This window comes from Pseudomonas helvetica (assembly GCF_039908645.1).
In the GTDB taxonomy this organism is placed as follows: domain Bacteria; phylum Pseudomonadota; class Gammaproteobacteria; order Pseudomonadales; family Pseudomonadaceae; genus Aquipseudomonas; species Aquipseudomonas helvetica.
In genome coordinates this window covers 3,882,921-3,901,652 of sequence record NZ_CP150917.1, presented here as the reverse complement: position 1 = coordinate 3,901,652, position 18,732 = coordinate 3,882,921, and the positions used below count along the sequence as shown (strand labels likewise).

The 18,732-nt window shown below is 59.7% G+C and carries 16 protein-coding genes and 1 pseudogene; 10 read left to right on the top strand and 7 right to left on the bottom strand.

Annotation, left to right across the window (positions count from 1 at the left end):
- Window positions 1-177: 177 nt before the first annotated feature.
- A complete protein-coding gene (locus AABM55_RS18020) occupies window positions 178-1,707 on the top strand; it encodes a diguanylate cyclase (RefSeq protein WP_347927187.1) in 1,530 nt (509 codons plus the stop codon).
- Between the two features lie 23 nt (window positions 1,708-1,730).
- Here AABM55_RS18020 and AABM55_RS18015 read toward each other — a convergent pair whose 3' ends face one another.
- A complete protein-coding gene (locus tag AABM55_RS18015) occupies window positions 1,731-2,750 on the bottom strand; it encodes an SDR family oxidoreductase (RefSeq protein WP_347927186.1) in 1,020 nt (339 codons plus the stop codon).
- A gap of 111 nt (window positions 2,751-2,861) precedes the next feature.
- Between AABM55_RS18015 and AABM55_RS18010 the strand changes: the two genes are divergently transcribed.
- From AABM55_RS18010 to AABM55_RS17995, 4 genes and pseudogenes are all read left to right on the top strand, one after another.
- Window positions 2,862-3,743, top strand: coding sequence for a LysR family transcriptional regulator (locus AABM55_RS18010; RefSeq protein ID WP_347927185.1), 882 nt, complete (start codon window positions 2,862-2,864; stop codon window positions 3,741-3,743).
- A gap of 315 nt (window positions 3,744-4,058) precedes the next feature.
- A complete protein-coding gene (gene mqo / locus AABM55_RS18005) occupies window positions 4,059-5,708 on the top strand; it encodes a malate dehydrogenase (quinone) (protein WP_347927184.1) in 1,650 nt (549 codons plus the stop codon).
- Window positions 5,709-5,919: 211 nt separating this feature from the next.
- Window positions 5,920-6,045: pseudogene (locus tag AABM55_RS18000) on the top strand (cytoplasmic protein); the annotation flags it as partial.
- Window positions 6,045-6,500 (top strand): type VI secretion system amidase immunity protein Tai4, encoded by a 456-nt coding sequence (locus AABM55_RS17995; RefSeq protein WP_054597985.1) that lies wholly within the window; start codon window positions 6,045-6,047, stop codon window positions 6,498-6,500. The pseudogene AABM55_RS18000 and the gene AABM55_RS17995, both read left to right, overlap by 1 nt.
- 323 nt (window positions 6,501-6,823) lie before the next feature.
- On the opposite strand, the gene AABM55_RS17990 is transcribed toward AABM55_RS17995, so the two are convergent.
- The 4 genes from AABM55_RS17990 to AABM55_RS17975 form a co-directional block, all read right to left on the bottom strand.
- Window positions 6,824-7,504 carry a glutathione S-transferase family protein gene (locus AABM55_RS17990; RefSeq protein WP_347927183.1) on the bottom strand — a complete coding sequence of 227 codons (681 nt, stop codon included), beginning with the start codon at window positions 7,502-7,504 and terminating at the stop codon, window positions 6,824-6,826.
- Window positions 7,505-7,708: 204 nt separating this feature from the next.
- A complete protein-coding gene (locus tag AABM55_RS17985; protein WP_054598376.1) occupies window positions 7,709-7,918 on the bottom strand; it encodes a DUF1059 domain-containing protein in 210 nt (69 codons plus the stop codon).
- A 144-nt stretch (window positions 7,919-8,062) separates the two neighbouring features.
- Complete coding sequence (locus tag AABM55_RS17980) at window positions 8,063-8,914, bottom strand: CAP domain-containing protein (protein WP_054597983.1); 852 nt, start codon at window positions 8,912-8,914, stop codon at window positions 8,063-8,065.
- A 180-nt stretch (window positions 8,915-9,094) separates the two neighbouring features.
- A complete protein-coding gene (locus tag AABM55_RS17975) occupies window positions 9,095-10,552 on the bottom strand; it encodes an MFS transporter (protein WP_347930055.1) in 1,458 nt (485 codons plus the stop codon).
- 142 nt (window positions 10,553-10,694) lie between these two features.
- On the opposite strand from AABM55_RS17975, the gene AABM55_RS17970 reads away from it, so the two are divergent.
- Window positions 10,695-11,678: a LysR family transcriptional regulator gene (locus tag AABM55_RS17970; protein WP_347927182.1), complete on the top strand. Its 984-nt coding sequence runs from the start codon at window positions 10,695-10,697 to the stop codon at window positions 11,676-11,678.
- A gap of 467 nt (window positions 11,679-12,145) precedes the next feature.
- Here the strand turns inward: AABM55_RS17970 and AABM55_RS17965 are convergent, their stop codons facing one another.
- A complete protein-coding gene (locus tag AABM55_RS17965) occupies window positions 12,146-13,744 on the bottom strand; it encodes a winged helix-turn-helix domain-containing protein (RefSeq protein ID WP_347927181.1) in 1,599 nt (532 codons plus the stop codon).
- A 258-nt stretch (window positions 13,745-14,002) separates the two neighbouring features.
- Here AABM55_RS17965 and AABM55_RS17960 point away from each other — a divergent pair, with 258 nt between their 5' ends.
- The 4 genes from AABM55_RS17960 to AABM55_RS17945 all read left to right on the top strand — a co-directional run bounded on the left by AABM55_RS17960 (window position 14,003) and on the right by AABM55_RS17945 (window position 18,037).
- Window positions 14,003-14,764 carry an SDR family oxidoreductase gene (locus AABM55_RS17960; RefSeq protein WP_347927180.1) on the top strand — a complete coding sequence of 254 codons (762 nt, stop codon included), beginning with the start codon at window positions 14,003-14,005 and terminating at the stop codon, window positions 14,762-14,764.
- A gap of 82 nt (window positions 14,765-14,846) precedes the next feature.
- Window positions 14,847-15,260 carry a cupin domain-containing protein gene (locus tag AABM55_RS17955; protein WP_103315922.1) on the top strand — a complete coding sequence of 138 codons (414 nt, stop codon included), beginning with the start codon at window positions 14,847-14,849 and terminating at the stop codon, window positions 15,258-15,260.
- A gap of 96 nt (window positions 15,261-15,356) precedes the next feature.
- Window positions 15,357-16,454, top strand: a complete 1,098-nt coding sequence (locus AABM55_RS17950; protein WP_347927179.1) for an HlyD family secretion protein — start codon at window positions 15,357-15,359, stop codon at window positions 16,452-16,454.
- Window positions 16,451-18,037, top strand: coding sequence for a DHA2 family efflux MFS transporter permease subunit (locus AABM55_RS17945; RefSeq protein WP_347927178.1), 1,587 nt, complete (start codon window positions 16,451-16,453; stop codon window positions 18,035-18,037). Before AABM55_RS17950 ends, AABM55_RS17945 begins: the two co-directional genes overlap by 4 nt.
- 31 nt (window positions 18,038-18,068) lie before the next feature.
- On the opposite strand, the gene AABM55_RS17940 is transcribed toward AABM55_RS17945, so the two are convergent.
- Window positions 18,069-18,710, bottom strand: coding sequence for an NAD(P)H-dependent oxidoreductase (locus tag AABM55_RS17940; protein ID WP_347927177.1), 642 nt, complete (start codon window positions 18,708-18,710; stop codon window positions 18,069-18,071).
- Window positions 18,711-18,732 lie beyond the last annotated feature (22 nt).

Below are 18,732 nucleotides of genomic sequence, written 5' to 3'. Positions count from 1 at the left end.
CCCTGTTTCAGGGCTCCGCTGAATGGCGACTCTCTCACCGTTTCGAAGCAACGCAAGCAGGCTCTGGCGTGGAAGAAAGATGGCCAATAGCTTTCATTTCAGTCATTTGTACCGTTCGAAGGCGTTTATACTGCGCGGGCTTTTGATCAATGCGCGCTCAACCGCCTGGGTACTCACTTGAAACGCGACCTTCGACTTGCCACTTTGCTGACCTCTCTGGTGTGTGTATCCGTGGTGGTGCTGACTGCCTGGCAGATCTGGACAGCCCGTGAGAACACCCTGAGTGACATTGAAACCGATACGTTGAATTTGACCAAGGCACTCAACACGTACACCGAGGGCACGTTCAAGCAAAGTGAAGTGGTATTGCTGGGGCTGACGGACAGGATCGAGAAAGACGGCACCGGCCCGCAGCAGCTCGAACGCCTGAAAGTACTGGTCGCTCAGGAGAAGGGTGCACTGAAGCAATTGAACAGCGTGGCGCTGTATGACGCTCAGGGTAACTGGATATTCTCGACCAACAAGCATGTCTCACCCAACAGCAGCCACGCTGATCGAGCATTCTTCAAGCATCACCGCGACAATTCGGACCGCGGCATCTTCATCGGTCCGGCGATTCTCAGTCGTGCCACTGGCGTCTGGGTGATTTCGGTCAGTCGACGAATCGATCATCCGGATGGAAGTTTTGCCGGGGTGATCGCCGCCACCTTGAGTCTCGAGCACTTCCTCAAGCTCTATCGAACCATGTCCGTTGGGCAGTATGGCGCGATCAGCCTGACCTCATCCGAAGGGCGTCTTCTGGTGCGGTATCCCTTCCAGGAGCAGGACATCGGGCGTGATCTGTCTCGTGCACCGATATTTTCCGAGTACCTGCGCAAGATGTCGTCGGGTACCGTGGACTTTGTTTCAAACGTCGATGGCATCCATCGAATCTACGCGTTCACCAGAAGCGATCAGTATCCCCTCGTGACGACGGTCGCGGTGGGCCAGGACGAAGCCATGCAAGCGTGGTGGAGCCAGACCAGGCAATCGGTTGCGGTGGTGATGGTGTTGCTGGGACTCCTGATTACGCTTGGGCGCAGATTGATTGCCGATATCAGTCATCGTATTCGGGCAGAGGCAGACCTGCGAACCACCCAGACTACGCTGATCGAGCTTAACCAGACGCTGGAAGTTCTCGCCAGCGAAGACAAGCTGACCGGTCTTGCCAATCGCCGGCATTTCGATCAGTTTCTGGATATCGAATTCAAGCGCGCCAAGCGCCAGCGAAGTCCTTTGTCGCTGATCCTGATCGATGTGGATTTTTTCAAGCGTTACAACGATCACTATGGGCATCTCGCCGGAGATGAATGCCTGCGCATCATCAGCCAGTCGATCAAGCAGTGCGTGCGCCGTCCAGCTGACATGACCGCCCGCTACGGCGGTGAAGAAATCGCTGTGGTGATGCCCAACACAGACGAGTCGGGTGCCCGCTCGGTTGCCGAGGCCATTCTCCTCGGCATTGCACAGGCGCGACTTGAACACCTGTCGAGCCCTTTCGGTAGCGTGACCGCCAGCCTCGGGCTGGCGACTTTTACCGCCTACGATAGCGAGCATGATGAAACGTCGCTGATTGACCTGGCCGACCGTGCGCTGTATTTGGCAAAGTCGCAAGGCAGAAATCGCCTGAGTGTCGCCGCTGTTGGCGTGCAAGGCGAATCTGCGTAAACCGCGATGACACTGGTGCAGTGCTAGCGCTTTTCAAACCAGCCATGATCGCGGTACCAGGCCAGCGTATCGGTAAGCGTCTGTTCGACGGGGCGAAACCGCAGGCCAAGCTGTTGTTTGCTCTTGTCAGGGTTGAAATGCGTGCGCCCGGCTTCGCGCACCATCAGGCGCACGGTCGCCATGCTCAGCAGAATCGGCTTGCCGGTCAGGCGCGCGTAGAGCTCTTGTGTAAACGCCAAGGCGTACAGCAGTGACAGCGGCAATTGTCGTAGCGGCGTCTTGACGCCCGCTATCTTGCCCAGCAAGGGCACCAACTCAGCCATCGTCATGTGGCGTCCCGCTGCCAGGTAACGTTCGCCACTTCGGCCGTGCTGCGCAGCGGCGATTTGCGCCAATGCCACATCGCGGGCATCGACGACAGAGAAACTGCCGGGAACCAGGCCGGGCAGTTTATTGCGCACGACGTCGTTGAGTAATTGCCCCGAGGAAGTCGGGCCAATATCGGCAGGGCCCCACATCCAGCCAGGCAGAACCATGCAGGCATGCAGGTCGGGATGGTCTTCCAGGAACGACAACACGACACGATCAGCTAGGATCTTGCTGCGATAGTAGCCATCAGCATCGGCTTCGTTGCGCAGGCACGTCTCATCGATCGATGTGCCGGGAGCGCCGTCGAGCACGGCAATGGAAGAGGTGTGGATGAAACGGCGAACACCGGCATTGTAGGCGTGCTCAAGCAGGCGCTGCGTGCCTGTCACGTTGATCCTTTCAAGTTCCTCCCAGTGGCTGCCGCCCTTGTAGTTGTCGCGAAAGAACGCCGCCGTGTGAAACACCGTATCGCAGCCTTGCATCGACGCGGCGAAGGCATCGACATCGGCCATGTCACCCACGACCAGTCTCACGCCCGGAAGATCTTTGAACTGTTGTTCACCTTTGGCTCTTGAACGAACCAGGGCTTTGACCTCGTAGCCACCGGCGACCAGTTCACGCACAAGGTTGTTGCCCAGCAAACCGGTTGCGCCGGTGACGAATGTACTGCGCATGTTTCATCCCTTCATTGACTAAAGCAGGTAGATATACCGTTGCTGTCACTCCCGAAAAACAGCGACTGCTGCATAATGGTTTTGCACATTTGCAAAGCGGCGGGCATGTACATGAGTTCAGAAGCGAATTGGGACGATCTGCGTCTGTTATTGGCGGTCTCGCGACGTGGCAGCTTTCTTCAAGCCGGCCAATTGTTGGGCATCGCGGCGTCTACAGTGTCCCGACGGATCACTCAGCTTGAGGGTTCACTCGGCGAGCCACTTGTCGAGCGTGGCGTTGAAGGCTGCTGGCTGACCTCGCGGGGCCAATCCCTGGTTGAAGTTGCCCTGGCCGCGGAGGAGGGCTTGAGGCGTCAGGCCGCTGCCGGCGCATCGCAATTGCCGACGGAGCTTAGCGGCAGTGTCCTGGTCAGTGTCGGCGAAGGATTTTCGTCTTGTGTGCTGGAGGCCTCGCATCGCTTTACGTCTTTGCATCCGCGTTGCTCGGTGGAATTGCTGGTCACCGCCGACTTTCACAAGATCGTCCGCGGCGTAGCGGATATCGCTATCCGCACAGCGCACCTGGGCGAGCCATCACTGGTTTATCGACCCATGGGCAAGCTCGCTTATGGCGTCTTCGCTGATGCGGCCTATCTGCAGCGTTTTCCAGCTGTGACTCCGGTCACCGCGGTGAATATTGCCTTGCTCCCGCCGCTGGACATGTTGCCGCAAATGCGTGCGGCACGGGCCGCGGGGCTGGAGCGTGCGCAGATCAGAGTGAATTCGTTCGCCGCACAGATCGAAGCGGTAAGGCGAGGGATGGGCGTCGCGGTGCTGCCGCGTATTTTGGCAAAGGACCTGATAGCCGTGTTTCCGGATATCCAGCTGCCGGATATGGAGGTCTATCTGGTGACCCGGCCTCAAGCGTTGAAACAGGCCCACATCAAGTGTTTTTTTGCCATTTTGGAACAGGTGCTGCGCGAGGCCCTTTGTGCAGCACTCGTCGAAGGATGAGAAATTTTTGCGTCTTCGTCGATTCGGCACACTGAGGTAGAATGCCGCGCTCTGGACGCACGTCTGTTCATTTCTGCGTCCGATATTTTAAAAACAGAATTAGTGTCACCCGAGTAGCTGAAGCCAATGACTAATAAAAAGTCAGCGCGGGAGGGGCCTAAACGTGAGACCGATGGTGTCTGTCGGTCTTATATGTCTACCCATCAGTCTTTCTGAGTACAGGGTTCGACGGCATGCGGCATTGCATGCGGTGAGCCCGGGCAGCTCATGATCAAGAGTGGTAGGTGGATGGCGTTCTATCCTAGGTATTACTGAATGTTAAAAAAAGTCAACACAGGGCTACTCGGCCTGGCCATGTCGATGGTCCTCATGCCTTTGCACGCAGCTGAAACAAAGAAAGTCGATGTGCTCCTCATCGGCGGCGGCATCATGAGTTCGACCTTGGGCGTTTATCTCAATGAGCTTGAGCCTAGCATGTCCATGGAGATGGTTGAACGTCTTGATGGCGTCGCCGAGGAAAGCTCGAACGGCTGGAACAACGCCGGCACCGGTCACTCTGCTCTGGCTGAGCTGAACTACACGCCAGAAGACAAGAATGGCAAGGTCGAGATCCCCAAGGCCGTTGAAATCAACGAAGGCTTCCAGATCACGCGTCAATTCTGGGCCTGGCAGGTCAAGAATGGCGTGTTGAAGAATCCCCATTCGTTCATCAACTCCACTCCGCACATGAGCTTTGTGTGGGGCGATGACAACATCAAGTTCTTGAAGAAACGCTACGAAGCCCTGCAGGCGAGCCCGCTGTTTGCCGGCATGCAGTACTCGGAAGACCCGGAGCAGATCAAGAAATGGGTTCCGCTGATGATGGAAGGCCGTGACCCGAAACAAAAGGTCGCAGCAACCTGGACTCCGATTGGTACCGACGTGAACTTCGGCGAGATTACCCGCCAGTTCGTTGGCTACCTGCAAACCAAGCCGAACTTCGCGCTAAAGCTTTCGAGCGAAGTGGAAGACATCAAGCGCAATGAAGATGGCAGCTGGCGCGTTTCCTACAAGAACCTGAAAGACGGTTCCGAAACCCAGACCGACGCCAAATTCGTGTTCATCGGCGCGGGCGGCGGTGCACTGCATCTGCTGCAGAAGTCGGGCATCCCTGAGGCTCAAGAGTATGCAGGCTTCCCGGTCGGCGGCTCGTTCCTGGTGACCGATAACCCGGCAATCGCTGAACAGCACATGGCGAAGGCCTACGGCAAGGCGTCGGTCGGCGCACCGCCGATGTCGGTTCCGCACCTGGATACCCGCGTGCTGGATGGCAAGCGCGTGATTCTGTTTGGCCCGTTCGCGACCTTCTCCACGAAGTTCCTGAAAGAAGGCTCTTACTTCGACCTGCTGACCAGCACCACTACGCACAACTTCTGGCCGATGACCAAGGTGGGCATCGAGCAGTACCCACTGGTTGAATACCTGGCCGGCCAGCTGATGCTGTCGGACGAAGACCGCATGAATGCCCTGAAGGAATACTTCCCGAATGCCAAGAAGGAAGACTGGCGCCTGTGGCAAGCCGGTCAGCGCGTTCAGATCATCAAGCGTGATGAAGAGAAGGGCGGCATCCTGAAACTGGGCACCGAGCTTGTCAGCTCCGAGGACGGCAGCATTGCCGGTCTGCTGGGCGCATCGCCAGGTGCGTCCACCGCGGCTCCGATCATGCTGGGCGTGCTTGAGAAGATCTTCAAGGACAAGGTGGCGACCCCGGCCTGGCAGGAAAAGCTGCACCAGATCATCCCGAGCTACGGCACCAAGCTGAACGACAGTCCTGAGCGTGTTTACCAGGAATGGACGTACACCAGTCAAATTCTGCAACTTGCTACACCGCCTGTGATTGGCAAGGCAGCGGCCGCGCAACCAGCTGCTCCAGCTCCAGCGCAACCACAGAAAGAAAGCAACCCAGCGACTGATATGGCCCTGTAAGACCAAGCCCCGCCACACACTGTTTGGCGGGGCTTGTTGCTGGACCGATCAGAAACGATAAAGCCCGGACTCGTGCCGGGCTTTATCGTTTCTGGCGTTTGTTCGTATGCATCCGGCCAAGTCATCTACCCAGCCCCGCAAAGCCAGGACATGGTTTCGGGCTATGGCTACCTACTCAGATGTACACCGTTCAGTTTCCCCCGGTGGTCGTAACGCCAAGGGCCGAAGTATGAGGTCCTGATTGTTTGACGGCAGAATGTGTTATGACCACTGCTATTTCAATGGGCCAGGTGTGAACTATCAAACCGACCGCGCAAGCTTCTGGAGATTGTCCTGATGAAATATTTAACTGCGGTCTTGGTACTGGCTTGGGCAGCCGCACCTTCCAATAGTTGGTCCAAGGATGCCCCGAAACACTCTCCACAGGCAGGCGAACGTACCTACGCGCAAAACTACAAGGATATGGTACTGGCAGATTGCATCGCTACCGCCTACAAGAGCGAACCTAAAGCCGCCCAGGATGCCGGAAGCAGTGCCAGTGCGCTTATGGACTGGACCTATTTCGATCTGGAGCAAGCACCTCAAGCCGGTAGACCTCTGATTGACCAGTTTCTGGCTCGTGATTATCACAACCCACTGGTCGAGTCAGAGCGTCAAGGCGTTCGCTTTGAACTGCTCAAATGCCTGGACCTCTATCACAGCAAAGAGTTGGACAGTCAGGTCAGGCAATTGGTCATCAATCCCCAGCATACCTATCGTCAGGACAACCCGGCACGCCCCCAAAAGGATTGACCCGGCACCGCGATTGACGCTGAGTAACCGCTCGGCCGCTCGGCCGCTCGGCCGCTCGACTTCGCCAGCTGCTACAAGTTGCGTAACGGTTTCTGGGGTTTTTCAGACAAAAAAAGAGCCTCAAAGCTCTTTGATGGGGAGGAAGTAGAGCCCAGAGGCTCAAGATGCACGTGAAGCAAGTGGTGAGCTTGGTAGGGGTTCAGATCACTCACCACCTACGCAACTGTTGGAGCATTTAACAGTTGCGCAAAACTATCCTAGGAAGGTGGGTGCGTGGGCTCAAGTACCGTTAGTCGAGTGTCGCAGGGGCTTGTATCCGCTCCTCAAGTGATGCCCGGTGCCTGGAGAAACCGTTTGGGGATGGCGTCCGCAAACGGGTAGAGCGAAAAGTAAGGTCGGGCTTCGTCGATGACTCGCTGCACGGAGGGTCTGCGTGTCAACCGGTCGAAATAGGCACTCAAGTGCTTGAATTCGCTCGGGAACGGCACCAGCGTGCTGGCATAGAAAAGCGCCGGGGTTGCGGCGCAATCGGCCAGGCTGAAGTCCTGGCCGGCCATCCAGATTCGCGACGCCATTCGATGGTCGAGCATGGCGTAGGCTGTCTCCAGCATGGACCGTTGTTTGCTCAAATCAGCGTTGGTGCTGTTCAGTCGATCACTGACAATCTGTTGCAGCGGCCCCTGCACATAGTTGTCGAAAAAGCGGTCCCACAGACGCACCTCCAGCGCGGTCTCCCAATCGTTCGGAATCAACCGTTGCTCACCCGGATAGTGGTGATCCAGGTACTCGATGATGATCGTGGCCTCTGGCAGGGCGCGCTGGCGCAGGTGATCACTGATGACCGGGAACTTGACCAGTGGCCAAAGGGCTTGAAGCTCCGCGCGGTCCGCATCGTCTGTCAGGTCGATGATCCGCTTTTCGAATTCGGTAGCGTTTTCGTAAAGCGCGATCAGCACCTTGTGGCAGTACGACGACAGTGGATGGTAGTAAAGAGTCAGCGACATCGTTCAACTCCTCAGTGGTGTTGCCCCTCATCATAGTCGCTGGAATGACGGCTCGAAGGGGATCACTGGACGTCATGACAGAACCGGCAGTTGAGTGGGGGTTGAGCGAGGCGGGCGACAGGCTTCGATAGACGCGTTAAAACTGCGGGGCTCATCAATATGAGCCCCGCAGGCGACTCTGAATCCCCCGCCAAACCTTCTGCATCAAGCGCGTCGGGCTTCTAGCGGCGGCGTGCCATCGTGAAACATGGTCTTCAGTTGCGCGCGCAGTTCTGGCGAATCGACGTGCTTGTGAACACTGACCGCATGCTGCGCGGCGGCATCCAGCAATTCTTTTTCGGAGTCAGCGGACAGTGCGACAGAGCACTTGATTCCGCTTGGAAATTCACGGCAATCGATATATTTACGCGACATGATGTTCTCCTTCATACGAAGGCAGGCCTGCGCCTGCGTGAACGGACCGCTCGACACGTCACGCAGCCCATCGAACACGAATGCGTGGCGCATCGAGTGTGGTAATCCATACAGTATAGGTCGATCGCCGGATCGCCAAAGTACTTACGGCGTACCGAACATCGCCGTCCAGTAAATGCCCGCATCACTCTTCGGATCAACCGCATACGCCGCGCCCAGCTCGCGGAACTGCGGGTTCATCAGGTTGGCGCAGTGACCGGGGCTGGACAGCCAGCCATCGACCACCTTGCGCACGGTGTCTTGCCCGGCGGCAATGTTCTCGCCAATCTGCTGGCCGGCGTAGCCTGCCAGTTCGGCCCGATCACCCGGTGTGCGGCCATCGCGGTCCTTGTGGTCGAAGAAGTTGTGATTGGCCATGGACTGGGTGTGCGCCTGGGCGGCTGTCGCCAGCGTGGCGTTCCAGGCCAGCGGTTGGGTGGCGGTAAAGGACTGAGCGCCGCACTGACGCGTTTGCTTGCGGGCGCTGTTGATCATCTCGAGCAGCTTCTGTCCCTCGGCCTGCCAGTCGCCCAGGCGGCCGGCCAACAGTGGGCGCGCGAGCACAATGCGCCATAGAGTTCCTTCATGGCTCACGCCGATATCGACGAACTGCGGGTCCAGCACGACCTGGCAGAAGCTCTCCCGAACAGCCTTCATGGCCGATGGCGCATCTCGCGGGCCGGACAGCGTGATCGCCTGTACGCTGACCATCGGATAAGCCGTACGCGCCAGCGCCTGCTGCAGGTCGCCGATATTGTTGCCGGGCAGGATCAGGCGCGGATCGGCCGCGAGCGGTGGCAGCTCTTGAGACACCAGGCTGGCGCAACGCTGCACCTGGCTGCGGTAGGTGTTGATCGACTCGACCAGCTGCGACTCTTCGGTGGCCACGGCAGTGGCGGCGAACACCAGCCCCAGCGACAACGTGGCAAGACGCATAACGGATGACAGGACGCGCATGAAACTCTCCTTGAGCTGACTGCGCTCATGATGCGCGAATTAGCCCCACCCAGCGCAATGCCTTTTTAGGCTGCAGCCGATTTTGTTTTTCGCGTCATGACCACGGACTACCTCATGACCATCGACTACCTCCGTAGCAGCTGCCGAGGGGGAGCGTAAAGATTGCAGATTATTATTACGTCACGAGACGTCGGCGGGGAGAGAAGGGCGGGGTGTCAGCGCGCGGCTTCCCTGCGCGATAACGAGCGCAGCGGCGATCAGCGCCATGGCGACGGCAAATGTGATTCGCATACCGCTGGCAACGGCCTCGGGACGCGCCGCGGTGATGTCGTTTGTTGCCGATGCGAGCACGAACACCGCACCCAACGCGGACGCACCGGTGATCAGCCCCAGATTCCGCGACAGGTTGAGCAAGCCGGAGACAACGCCGCGCTGGTCCGGGCGAATATCGCTCATGACCGCGGTGTTGTTAGCCGTCTGGAACAGCGCGTAGCCAATGGTGATGACAACCATCGGGGCGATGTAGCCGAGGATCCCGAGCGTCTCTGGTATCAGCGAGAGCATGAAGCAACCGGTCGCCACTGCGATGAGTCCGAAGACGGTCATGCGTTGTGCGCCAAAACGGTCGGTAAGGCGACCCGCGGGCACCCCGGTCAGCGCCGCGAAAATCGGCCCGACCGACAAGGCCAGCCCGACAATAGCGGCGTCAAGCCCGAGGCCATGCGAGAGATAAAAAGGCCCGACCACCAGCGTCGCCATCATCACCGTCGAGACAAGCGCACTCATGGCGAGACTCCCACTCAGCACCGGATCGCGGAACATCGCCAATCGAATCAACGGTGAGGCAACTCGCGCTTCGGCGAGCACGAAGAGGCCGACACCGAAGGCTGCCGCCACCAGCAGGGCCACATTGAGTGGACCGAAACTGCCGCGCCCAATCGTCATGGCCAGCGCATAAGCCGCAAGCATCAGCGCCAGCAGCAAAGTGCCCAGCGGGTCGAAGCCGGCGCGCTCGGGCTTCGGCGCTTGGCGATCGGCGGGCAGGTAACGATGCGCAAGCAGAAACGTCAGGATGCCCAACGGTATGCTAATCAGAAAGATCGCCTGCCAGCCGAGGTCGGCGATCAGCACGCCGCCGAGCGACGGCCCCAGCGCGGTGCCAATCGCAGACATCGTCCCGAGTAAGCCCATGGCGCTACCGGTCTTTGCCTTCGAAACCGTCTCGCCGACAAAGGCTATGGTCAGGGCCATCATGATGGCCGCGCCGAGGCCTTGCAGCGCCCGGGCGGCAATCAGCAGCCAGAGCGTGGGCGCGACGCTGCACAAGGCCGAGGCCAGCGTGAACAAGAAAATGCCGGCCAGTAGCAACCGCCGACGACCAGTGATATCGCCGAGGCGTCCGACGCTGACGATCAGGGTGGTGATAGCGAGGAGGTAAGCGAGGACGATCCACTGGACCTCCTGGAAGGAGGCGTTGAACGCCTGTGCCAACGTCGGCAAGCCGACGTTGGCGATGCTGGTGCCGAGCGAGGACAGCAACATGGATAACGAAAGGCTGGCGAGGGCCCAGCGAACCGAGGGTACTCGTGGTGCGCTGCCGGCGACGGCCTCATCTCGTGCTGCACTGATTGGCTTCATCATGTTCCCTTTGTTTGGCGACGTCCGAAACGGAGTTGTCAGAAATCTACGCTGGCGCATAACATGGCGGAAGGCGCAGCATTTGCACTTAATTCGTGCGTCTAACGCCTTATCACCCTCACGCCGTACCAAGGGGCGATCCATGTCGACACCCGATCTCAACTTGCTGGTCACCCTTGATGTGCTGCTCGCAGAAGGCAGCGTTGCACGGGCTGCGAAGCGCTTGCGGCTGAGCCCGTCGGCGATGAGTCGGGCACTGGCGCGACTGCGTGAAACCACCGGCGATCCGCTGCTGGTCAGGGCCGGCCGCGGACTTGTGCCCACCCCGAGAGCGCTCGAACTGCGCGAGCAGGTCAGTCAGTTGGTGCAGGATGCCGAGACGGTTCTGCGCCCGGCTGAAGCACTCAACCTCCAACGGCTGGTCCGCACATTCACGCTGCGCACCAGTGAAGGTTTTGTGGAGAGTTTCGGCGCGCAGTTGATTGCACGCGTCAGCGAGCAAGCCCCCGGCGTACGGCTGCGGTTCGTGCAGAAGCCCGATAAAGACAGCACGTCACTTCGCGATGGGAGCGTCGATCTGGAAACGGGTGTGGTGGGGAAAAGTGAAGGCCCCGAGGTGCGTACGCAGGCACTGTTCAGGGACCGTTTCATTGGTGTTGTGCGCAAGGGGCATCCGCTGAGCCAAGGCGAGATCACGCCGGCTCGTTACGCGGCGGGCAAGCATATTTACGTTTCCCGGCGGGGGCTCGACAAGGGCCCGATCGATGAAGCTCTCAAGTCGCTGGAGCTTGCGCGGGAAGTGGTGACTATCGTCGACGGCTTTTCGACTGCAGTGTCGCTCGCCCGGGCCAGCGACATGATCGCCAGCGTTCCGCAGCGGCACACCGAAAACCTGCGCGCCGGCATGCACAGCTTTGCGCTTCCACTGACCCTGCCGACGTTCACCGTCTCAATGCTCTGGCATCCACGGCTGGATGCCGACCTGGCGCATCGCTGGTTGCGCGGCTGCCTTCGGGAGGTGTGTGCGCAACCCGGCAATGAGCGGGCATTGGACACGAGCGCGGTTGAAGGGGGGGCCTTTCTTGCACCAGCAGATACGAAAAAGCCCGCACAAGGCGGGCTTTGAAAATCGAGTAGGTGGCCGGCGCTGGTCCCCGGCTTACAAGGTTTATCAGGCCTCTCACAGAATTGCACGGGAACAAAAATATGCTCTTCTGCTTCACACGGCATAAGGGCTGGATCTCAGCGCGGAGATCTTTCTAACCGTGTACCCTTCGGAACGTCGCCCCACGTTTCCTTGCTATCCTCTTGCGCATCAGTCTGCGTCTTCACCTACAGTTTCAGAATAGCAAAAACTCTAAAGCGCAGGCCGGGCTTTTTTAGACCGATTGCGTTCAAGGAGGAGGGTGGCAGGATGGAAAAATGCTATCGCCAGCCGGAGATTTTTGGCGCCTTCGGCCCATGTGCATCGCTTGTGGCTGGGCGGATGGAAAGGTCAGCCCTTGGGGGTTTTGCAGGCAACCTCCCGGGCGAAACGTTACGAAGGTTGGTACCGGCAAATAATCTATCCGGGATATTGGAGCCGTTCCACGATCACTCGGGTAACCCGGCCAACCGTAGTCCATCGGCGAAGCGCGTGGAATCCTCGTGCCGTTGGATGGGTAGCCAGTCTTTCAGGTTGGAGATACGCAAAGAGGGATCCAGATCGCGAAGACGCTGCATCGCCAGCCGCGCTTTATCCATTCGTCCGCTGAGGGCATGACTGGCCGCCACCAAGGCCACCGGGGCGAGGAACCTGGGCAGGTTGCCCAGCGCCTTTTCCGCCCAGTCCGTCGTGAGATCGAAGCGCCCGGCAAAGAAATGCGCGAGCGCCATTCCGACCTGCATCCTGAACATTTCCGGATCCAGCGGACTCAAGCGAATGGCATGGGTAAGTTGCTCGATGGCGGCGTCTGTTTCACCGCGCAGCGTGCGCAGGATACCGCCCAGGTACCAGGCGGGGGCGAGGTTGGGGTTGAGCAGACGTGCCCTGTCGAGCAATGCAATGCCGCCGTCAACATCGCCGGTGAGATGGCTTAATGCATGTCCGCCTCGCGTCAACGCGACTGCATCATCCCGGCCAAGCGTCACCGCCAACCGCGCAAGCCGTACGCCCTCAGCGATCTCTTGCGTACGATCGGTCATCCAGCCATTCAGCTTGCGCCAGAAGTGACACCAGGCTGCCATGCCATAGGCCGATGCAAATTCCGGATCGAGCTCGATGGCCTTGTAGAACAACGGCAGCGCCTGGTCGAGGGCTTCCCGGGTGCCGTTGTGCAGTTTTGCCATTCCGCGCAGGTAGTAGTCGTAGGCGTCCAGGCTTTCCGTCGGTTTGCGTTTGGCACGTTCGATTTCTGCCCGTTCGAGCTGCGGTGCGATGGCTCCGACGACGCTTTCGGCGATTTGATCCTGCAGCTCGAAGATGTCGTTGAGCGTGCCTTCGAAGCGCTCCGCCCAGATATGTGTCCCGCTCGTCGCGTCGATGAGCTGCCCGGTGATGCGTACCTTGTTCCCGCACTTGCGCACGCTGCCTTCCAGCACGTAGCGAACGCCCAGCTCCTGGCTGACGCCCTTGGCGTCCACCGTCCGGCCCTTGTAGGTGAAGCTCGAATTGCGCGCGATGACGAACAGCCAGCGGATACGCGACAGGGCAGCGATGATGTCTTCGACGATGCCGTCAGCGAAATATTCCTGCTCCGGATCGCCGCTCAAGTTCTGGAAGGGCAAGACGGTAATCGAAGGTTTGTCCGGGAGGACGAGCGAGGAGGAGGGCGTTTCCTTCGGGTCTGTATGCGCGCGTTCGTCGATGACAGGCTGGTCAGGCTGTTGCGCTTCGCCGATTCCGCCGACCTTGATCTGGCCGACAAAGCGGTAGCCCTTGCGGGCGACGGTGCGCACCAGGCGCTGCTCCTCCCCCGTATCGCCAATGGCCTTGCGCACCGCATTGATGTGACTGGTGATCGTCGATTCCGAGACGATCCGGCCACTCCACACCGCCTTGAGCAGGTCGTCTTTGCTGACGACACGATCAGGGTTGTTGACGAACAGCAGCAATAGATCGAAAACCTGCGGTCCGACGGCCACGGTTTGCCCGCGCAAGGTGAGTTCCCGGCGCTCCTCATCGAGCACGTAGTCTTCAAATACGAATGGCAAAGTGCGGTTCCCCTGGCGAAGCGCCCTCAACTCCGTGTCCCGGGCGACTGGCGATTAGTATTTGATTTGATGATACGGCAGCGCTAAAACCGCCGCACCGTCCGTGGCAGAGACGGCGGCGGACAGCGGCGTCTTTGGACGTAAAACCAAGCATTCGTGGAGGGAAACCCATAGCAGGCACAAGGACTAAGTTCACGCGCGCAGGCAATCTCCCCTTACACCGACGCAATGGTTGCAGTCGATACGTGGAGAAAGCCCATGAAGATCGTCGTCATCGGAGGCACCGGCCTCATCGGATCGAAACTTGTGAAGAACCTCCGCGAGCGCGGCCATGACGTGCTCGCTGCCAGCCCCAGCACGGGCGTAAACAGCATCACTCGCGACGGCCTGGCCCAAGCGATGGATGGTGCCGACATCGTCGTCGACGTGGCGAACGCGCCGTCGTGGGAGGACCAGGCCGTCCTCGAGTTTTTCGAAACGTCGAGCCGTAACCTGCTGGCCGCGGAAGCGGCTGCCGGGGTTCGCCATCACGTTGCGCTGTCGATTGTCGGGAGCGAACGGCTTCCCGAGAACGGCTATTTCCGGGCCAAGGTCGCGCAGGAAAACCTCATCAAGGCATCCGGCATTCCTTACTCTATTTTGCGTGCCACGCAATTCTTCGAATTTGTCGGCGGCATTGCCCATTCGTTTACCGTCGGCGAAGAACTTTGCGTTTCGCCGGCGCTGATCCAGCCGATGGCGTCCGATGACGTGGTGGCGGCACTTACCGACGTCGTGCTTGCATCGCCGGTCAATGGCACGGTCGAAGTCGCGGGGCCCGAGGCTATGCCGCTCGACGAGTTGATCAGGCGTTTTCTGCGGGCCACTCAGGATACTCGCCAGGTCGTACCGGACGTACACGCACGCTACTACGGCGCCGTGCTTGACGATCGATCGCTGACCCCCGGCAAGAACCCGCTCCTGGGCGCGATCCGTTTCGAAGACTGGCTCAGCCAGTCAACGGCCGAAGCGGGCCGCTGAGGTCTCCAGGGACAACTCACGAAGGCGCCGCCCCGGTAGTGGGGCGCGCCGTCATAACCCCTGCACACGAAGGAGTATTGCCATGGTTGCCCGATTTCTCTTAGCCGCTGCTTTCGCAGCACTGTCGATCAGCGCAGCGTCGGCCGCTGAGCCGCCTGATGCCAAGGTGACAGTCGTGTTTGACCGTCCCATTCCCAACATCCCTGGCAAGAGCATGAAGGGTGTGGTCGTCGAGTATGGGCCGGGCGCCGCGTCGCCGTCCCACACCCATCCGAAAACGGCCTTCATCTATGCAACGGTCCTGGAGGGCGCGTTTCGTATCAAAGTCAAAGGCCAGCCGGAAAAGATCTACCACGTCGGCGAAAACTTCGTAGAGGAACCGGGTTCCGTGCACGAAGTCAGCGCCAACGCCAGCAACACCGAACCTGCACGCCTGTTGGCCGTGTTCGTCCTCGACAGCGACGAAAAGACACTCGTTACACCTATCAAAAAGTGAGCCGATCAACGCGCTCATAAATGCTCGACAGCCGGGCGGCAGGCCACTGTCGCCCTGGGCTGCTGTAGTGCATGGCATTGAACAGGAAATGAAAAAATGAACTCGCTCCAGGACACGGCCGCCATTGCCACCGGGGCAATCGCCGGGTCCCCCGTCGTAGTGGCGCGGCGAAGCACGCGCAAGACAATCGGCATACTGCTGTGCGTCGGCGCGGTGGTGGTCGTGGCTGCCTGGGGGACCATGGCTGTTTCGAGCGGCACAACCTCGACCGATAACGCCTATGTTCGCGGTGACGTGACCTCACTCGCTGCAAAGGTGGCCGGCTATGTCACTGCGGTAGAGGTCGTGGACAACCAGACCGTCCGGGCGGGTGACGTCCTGTTTCGTATCGATGACCGGGACTTTCGCGCAAAGCTTGCGCAAGCAGAGGCTAATGTCAGCGCGGCAAAGGCTCGCCTGACCCATGTCGATGCGCAGACCCAGCTTCAGCGCGCGTTGATTCGGCAGGCCGAAGCTCAAAGACGTTCAGCCAGCGCCGACATGGATCTGGCAGCCAAGACCCACGATCGCAGTCGCAAACTGATCGCCAGCAACGCGGTGAGCCAGGCCTTGTTCGATGAAACCGGCACGGCGCGTTCCAGAGCCGAGGCGTCGGTATCGGCCGCTTCGGCAACGGTGGAGGCGCAACAGCAACACATTGCCGTCTATGTGGCCGAGCGAGAGGCTGCCGTGGCGGCCGTGTCGCAAGCACAGGCTGCGCGCGATCTCGCCCAGATCGATCTTGACTACACCGTGGTACGCGCGCCAGTGGATGGCGTCGTCGGTAACCGCCAGGTTCGTGTCGGCCGGCTCGTGACGCCGGGCGTTTCCCTGCTCGATATCGTGCTGGTCAATGATGTGTGGGTCGTGGCCAATTTCAAGGAAACCCAGCTCGAACATATCCGTCCCGGACAGCGCGTGCGCATCACGGTCGATGGTTACCCCAACACAGCACTTGAAGGCGTGGTCGACAGCTTTGCGCCGGGGAGTGGGGCGGCGTTCAGCTTGCTGCCGCCTGACAACGCAACCGGAAACTTTGTCCGTGTCGTGCAGCGGGTTCCGGTCAAGATCCGGCTGGCCGACAATCCGCTGCCGGGGCGCATCGTGCCAGGTCTGTCCGCGCGGGTGGAGGTGACGCAAGGGGGCGGCTCATGAACACCTTTGCCAGCGCAACGCCGAGCGGCGCCAAGGCTACGACTGGCGTCCTGCTCATCGTGGGCGTCGTGCTGGCCACACTGACGGAAGCGATCGCCGGCACCGTTCTATCAATCGGGCGCGGCGATATCATCGGCGACACCTATGCAACACCTGATGAAATCGCCTGGCTGGATGTCGGCTACACCACGCTCAAGCTGATCGGGTTCATCATGGCCGCATGGCTGATGCAGCGTTTTTCTGCGCGTAACCTGATCATCGGCTCAACCCTGGCCATGGGCCTGGCGTGCTGCATGGCCGCCATCATCGCTCGACTGGACCTGCTGATCGCGCTTCGGATCATTCAAGGCTTCGCCGGTGGCACCCTGCTGGTGGCGGGCCAGGCGATGATTTTTCGTGCCTGGCCGCGAGCCTTTCAGCCGATACTTCAAGCCCTGTTTGCCATGGGCTCGGTGGTTGCGCCCGCGACTATTGCCCCGGCCCTTCAAGGGTGGTTGATCGACAGTCAGTCCTGGACCTGGATTTTCTTCAGCGTGGTACCGCTGGCCCTGGCGGCGACGGGTCTTTTGCTCATTGCAGACGGCCCATCGCCTGCCCAAGTCCGGCAGCGCCCCTTCGACTGGCTCGGCTTCTCCCTGATCTCGGCCACCTTGTTCTGTTTCACCTACGTGCTCAGCCAAGGCAGTCGATGGGACTGGTTCGAGGAACCTCGGATCCTGATGCTGACAATGATCGGCACCGCCGCGCTGCTGGCATTTTTCGGCCAACAAGCGTTGGCCAAAGGCCTGGGGGTATTCGATTTCACGGTGTTCAAATCGAGTGATTTTACCTTTGCCTTTATCGTCAGCTTTGTCGCTGGCGCCGCCTTGTTCGGCAGCGCATTTCTGATTCCGGCATTCGCCCTGTCGGTGCTGGCGTTCACCCCGACCGACGCCGGCTTGCTCCTGCTGCCCAGTGGCGGTTTGTTTGTCGGCTCGCTGCTCATCGCTGCCTTTTTTATCAAAGTGCGCCGCGTTCCACCGGTTGCGACAGTGCCCTTCGGCATCCTGCTGATCATGGGGGCGATGTGGATGCTGTCCGGCTCCACCAGCGACAGCGGCGCCGGTGACATGATGGCGGCTATCCTGTTGCGGGGCCTGGGCCTTGGCTTCCTGTTTCTGTCAATTACGCTGATCGCCTTCAGCGACCTCAACAGCCGCAACCTCGCTTTCGGCATCGGGCTGTTCAATACCGGGCGTCAATTGGGTGGCTTAATGGGCGTCGCCGGGATCCAGACCCTGATTGACCATCACATCGTCATCAATGTCGCGGCTCTCGGCGCCAACGTCACCCCGGGGGGAAACGCGCTCATCGAACGACTGACGGCCACCACGGCGATGTTGGCGGGAAAGGGGATGGATCAAGTGGCCGCTGGCAGGGCAGCGACGAGCCTCTTGGGCAAGGTCGTGTCAGGTCAGGCCACGGTGATTGCCTTCGACACCGCGTTCTACGCCGTGGCCCTGCTGTTTGTCGTCGCCGCGCCCATACTGATCGGCATCAAGATCGGCCTGGTGCGATACGCGAAAGCGCGAGCTGTCGCGTGAGACAGCCCACACCAACCGAGCCCCTGAAACGTCAGCAACAGATACTGTCTGCCAATCTCCTGGCCTGCTGAGTCGCGGCCTCACGCGCGCTGCGATCAACGTCTTCGCCCAGGATGGTTTTCTCCACAATCACTGAATGCACATCCGTCACGCCGACAAACTTCAGCCAGGCTTCAACATAGGGCTTCTGAAAGTCGAAGCGCGTTGCCGGCGTGCTCGACTGCGCCGAAAAATCCAGGCCTCGGGCGTACATCACCACAGCGGTTTTGTTGAGCAACATGCCTTCCAGGCCGCGCTCCGCGTCAACGCTGAACAGGATGTCTTTCTGCGACACCAGGTCGATGAAGTGCTTGAGCTTGTACGGAATGCTGAAGTTCCACAGCGGTACAGACATCACCAGCACATCCGAGCGGTGCAGGTGACTTGCCAACGCTTTCAACGTGTTCCAGGCGTCTTGTTGTGCCGGGGTCAAAGGGGTGCCATTGAGCCCGGCGTATTTGGCCTCCATGGCCAGATCATCGAATTCCGGTAACGCCATGTTCCAAAGGTCGAGCGTGATGATTTCGGTGTCTGGGGCGTGTTCTTGGTAACGCGCAATGAAGCTGCGGGCGACTTCAAGGGAGGCCGAGCGCTGCTTGCGCGGAGAACATTCAATGTGCAGAAGAGTCGTCATGGTTCGCCTCGAGTGGTGGGGG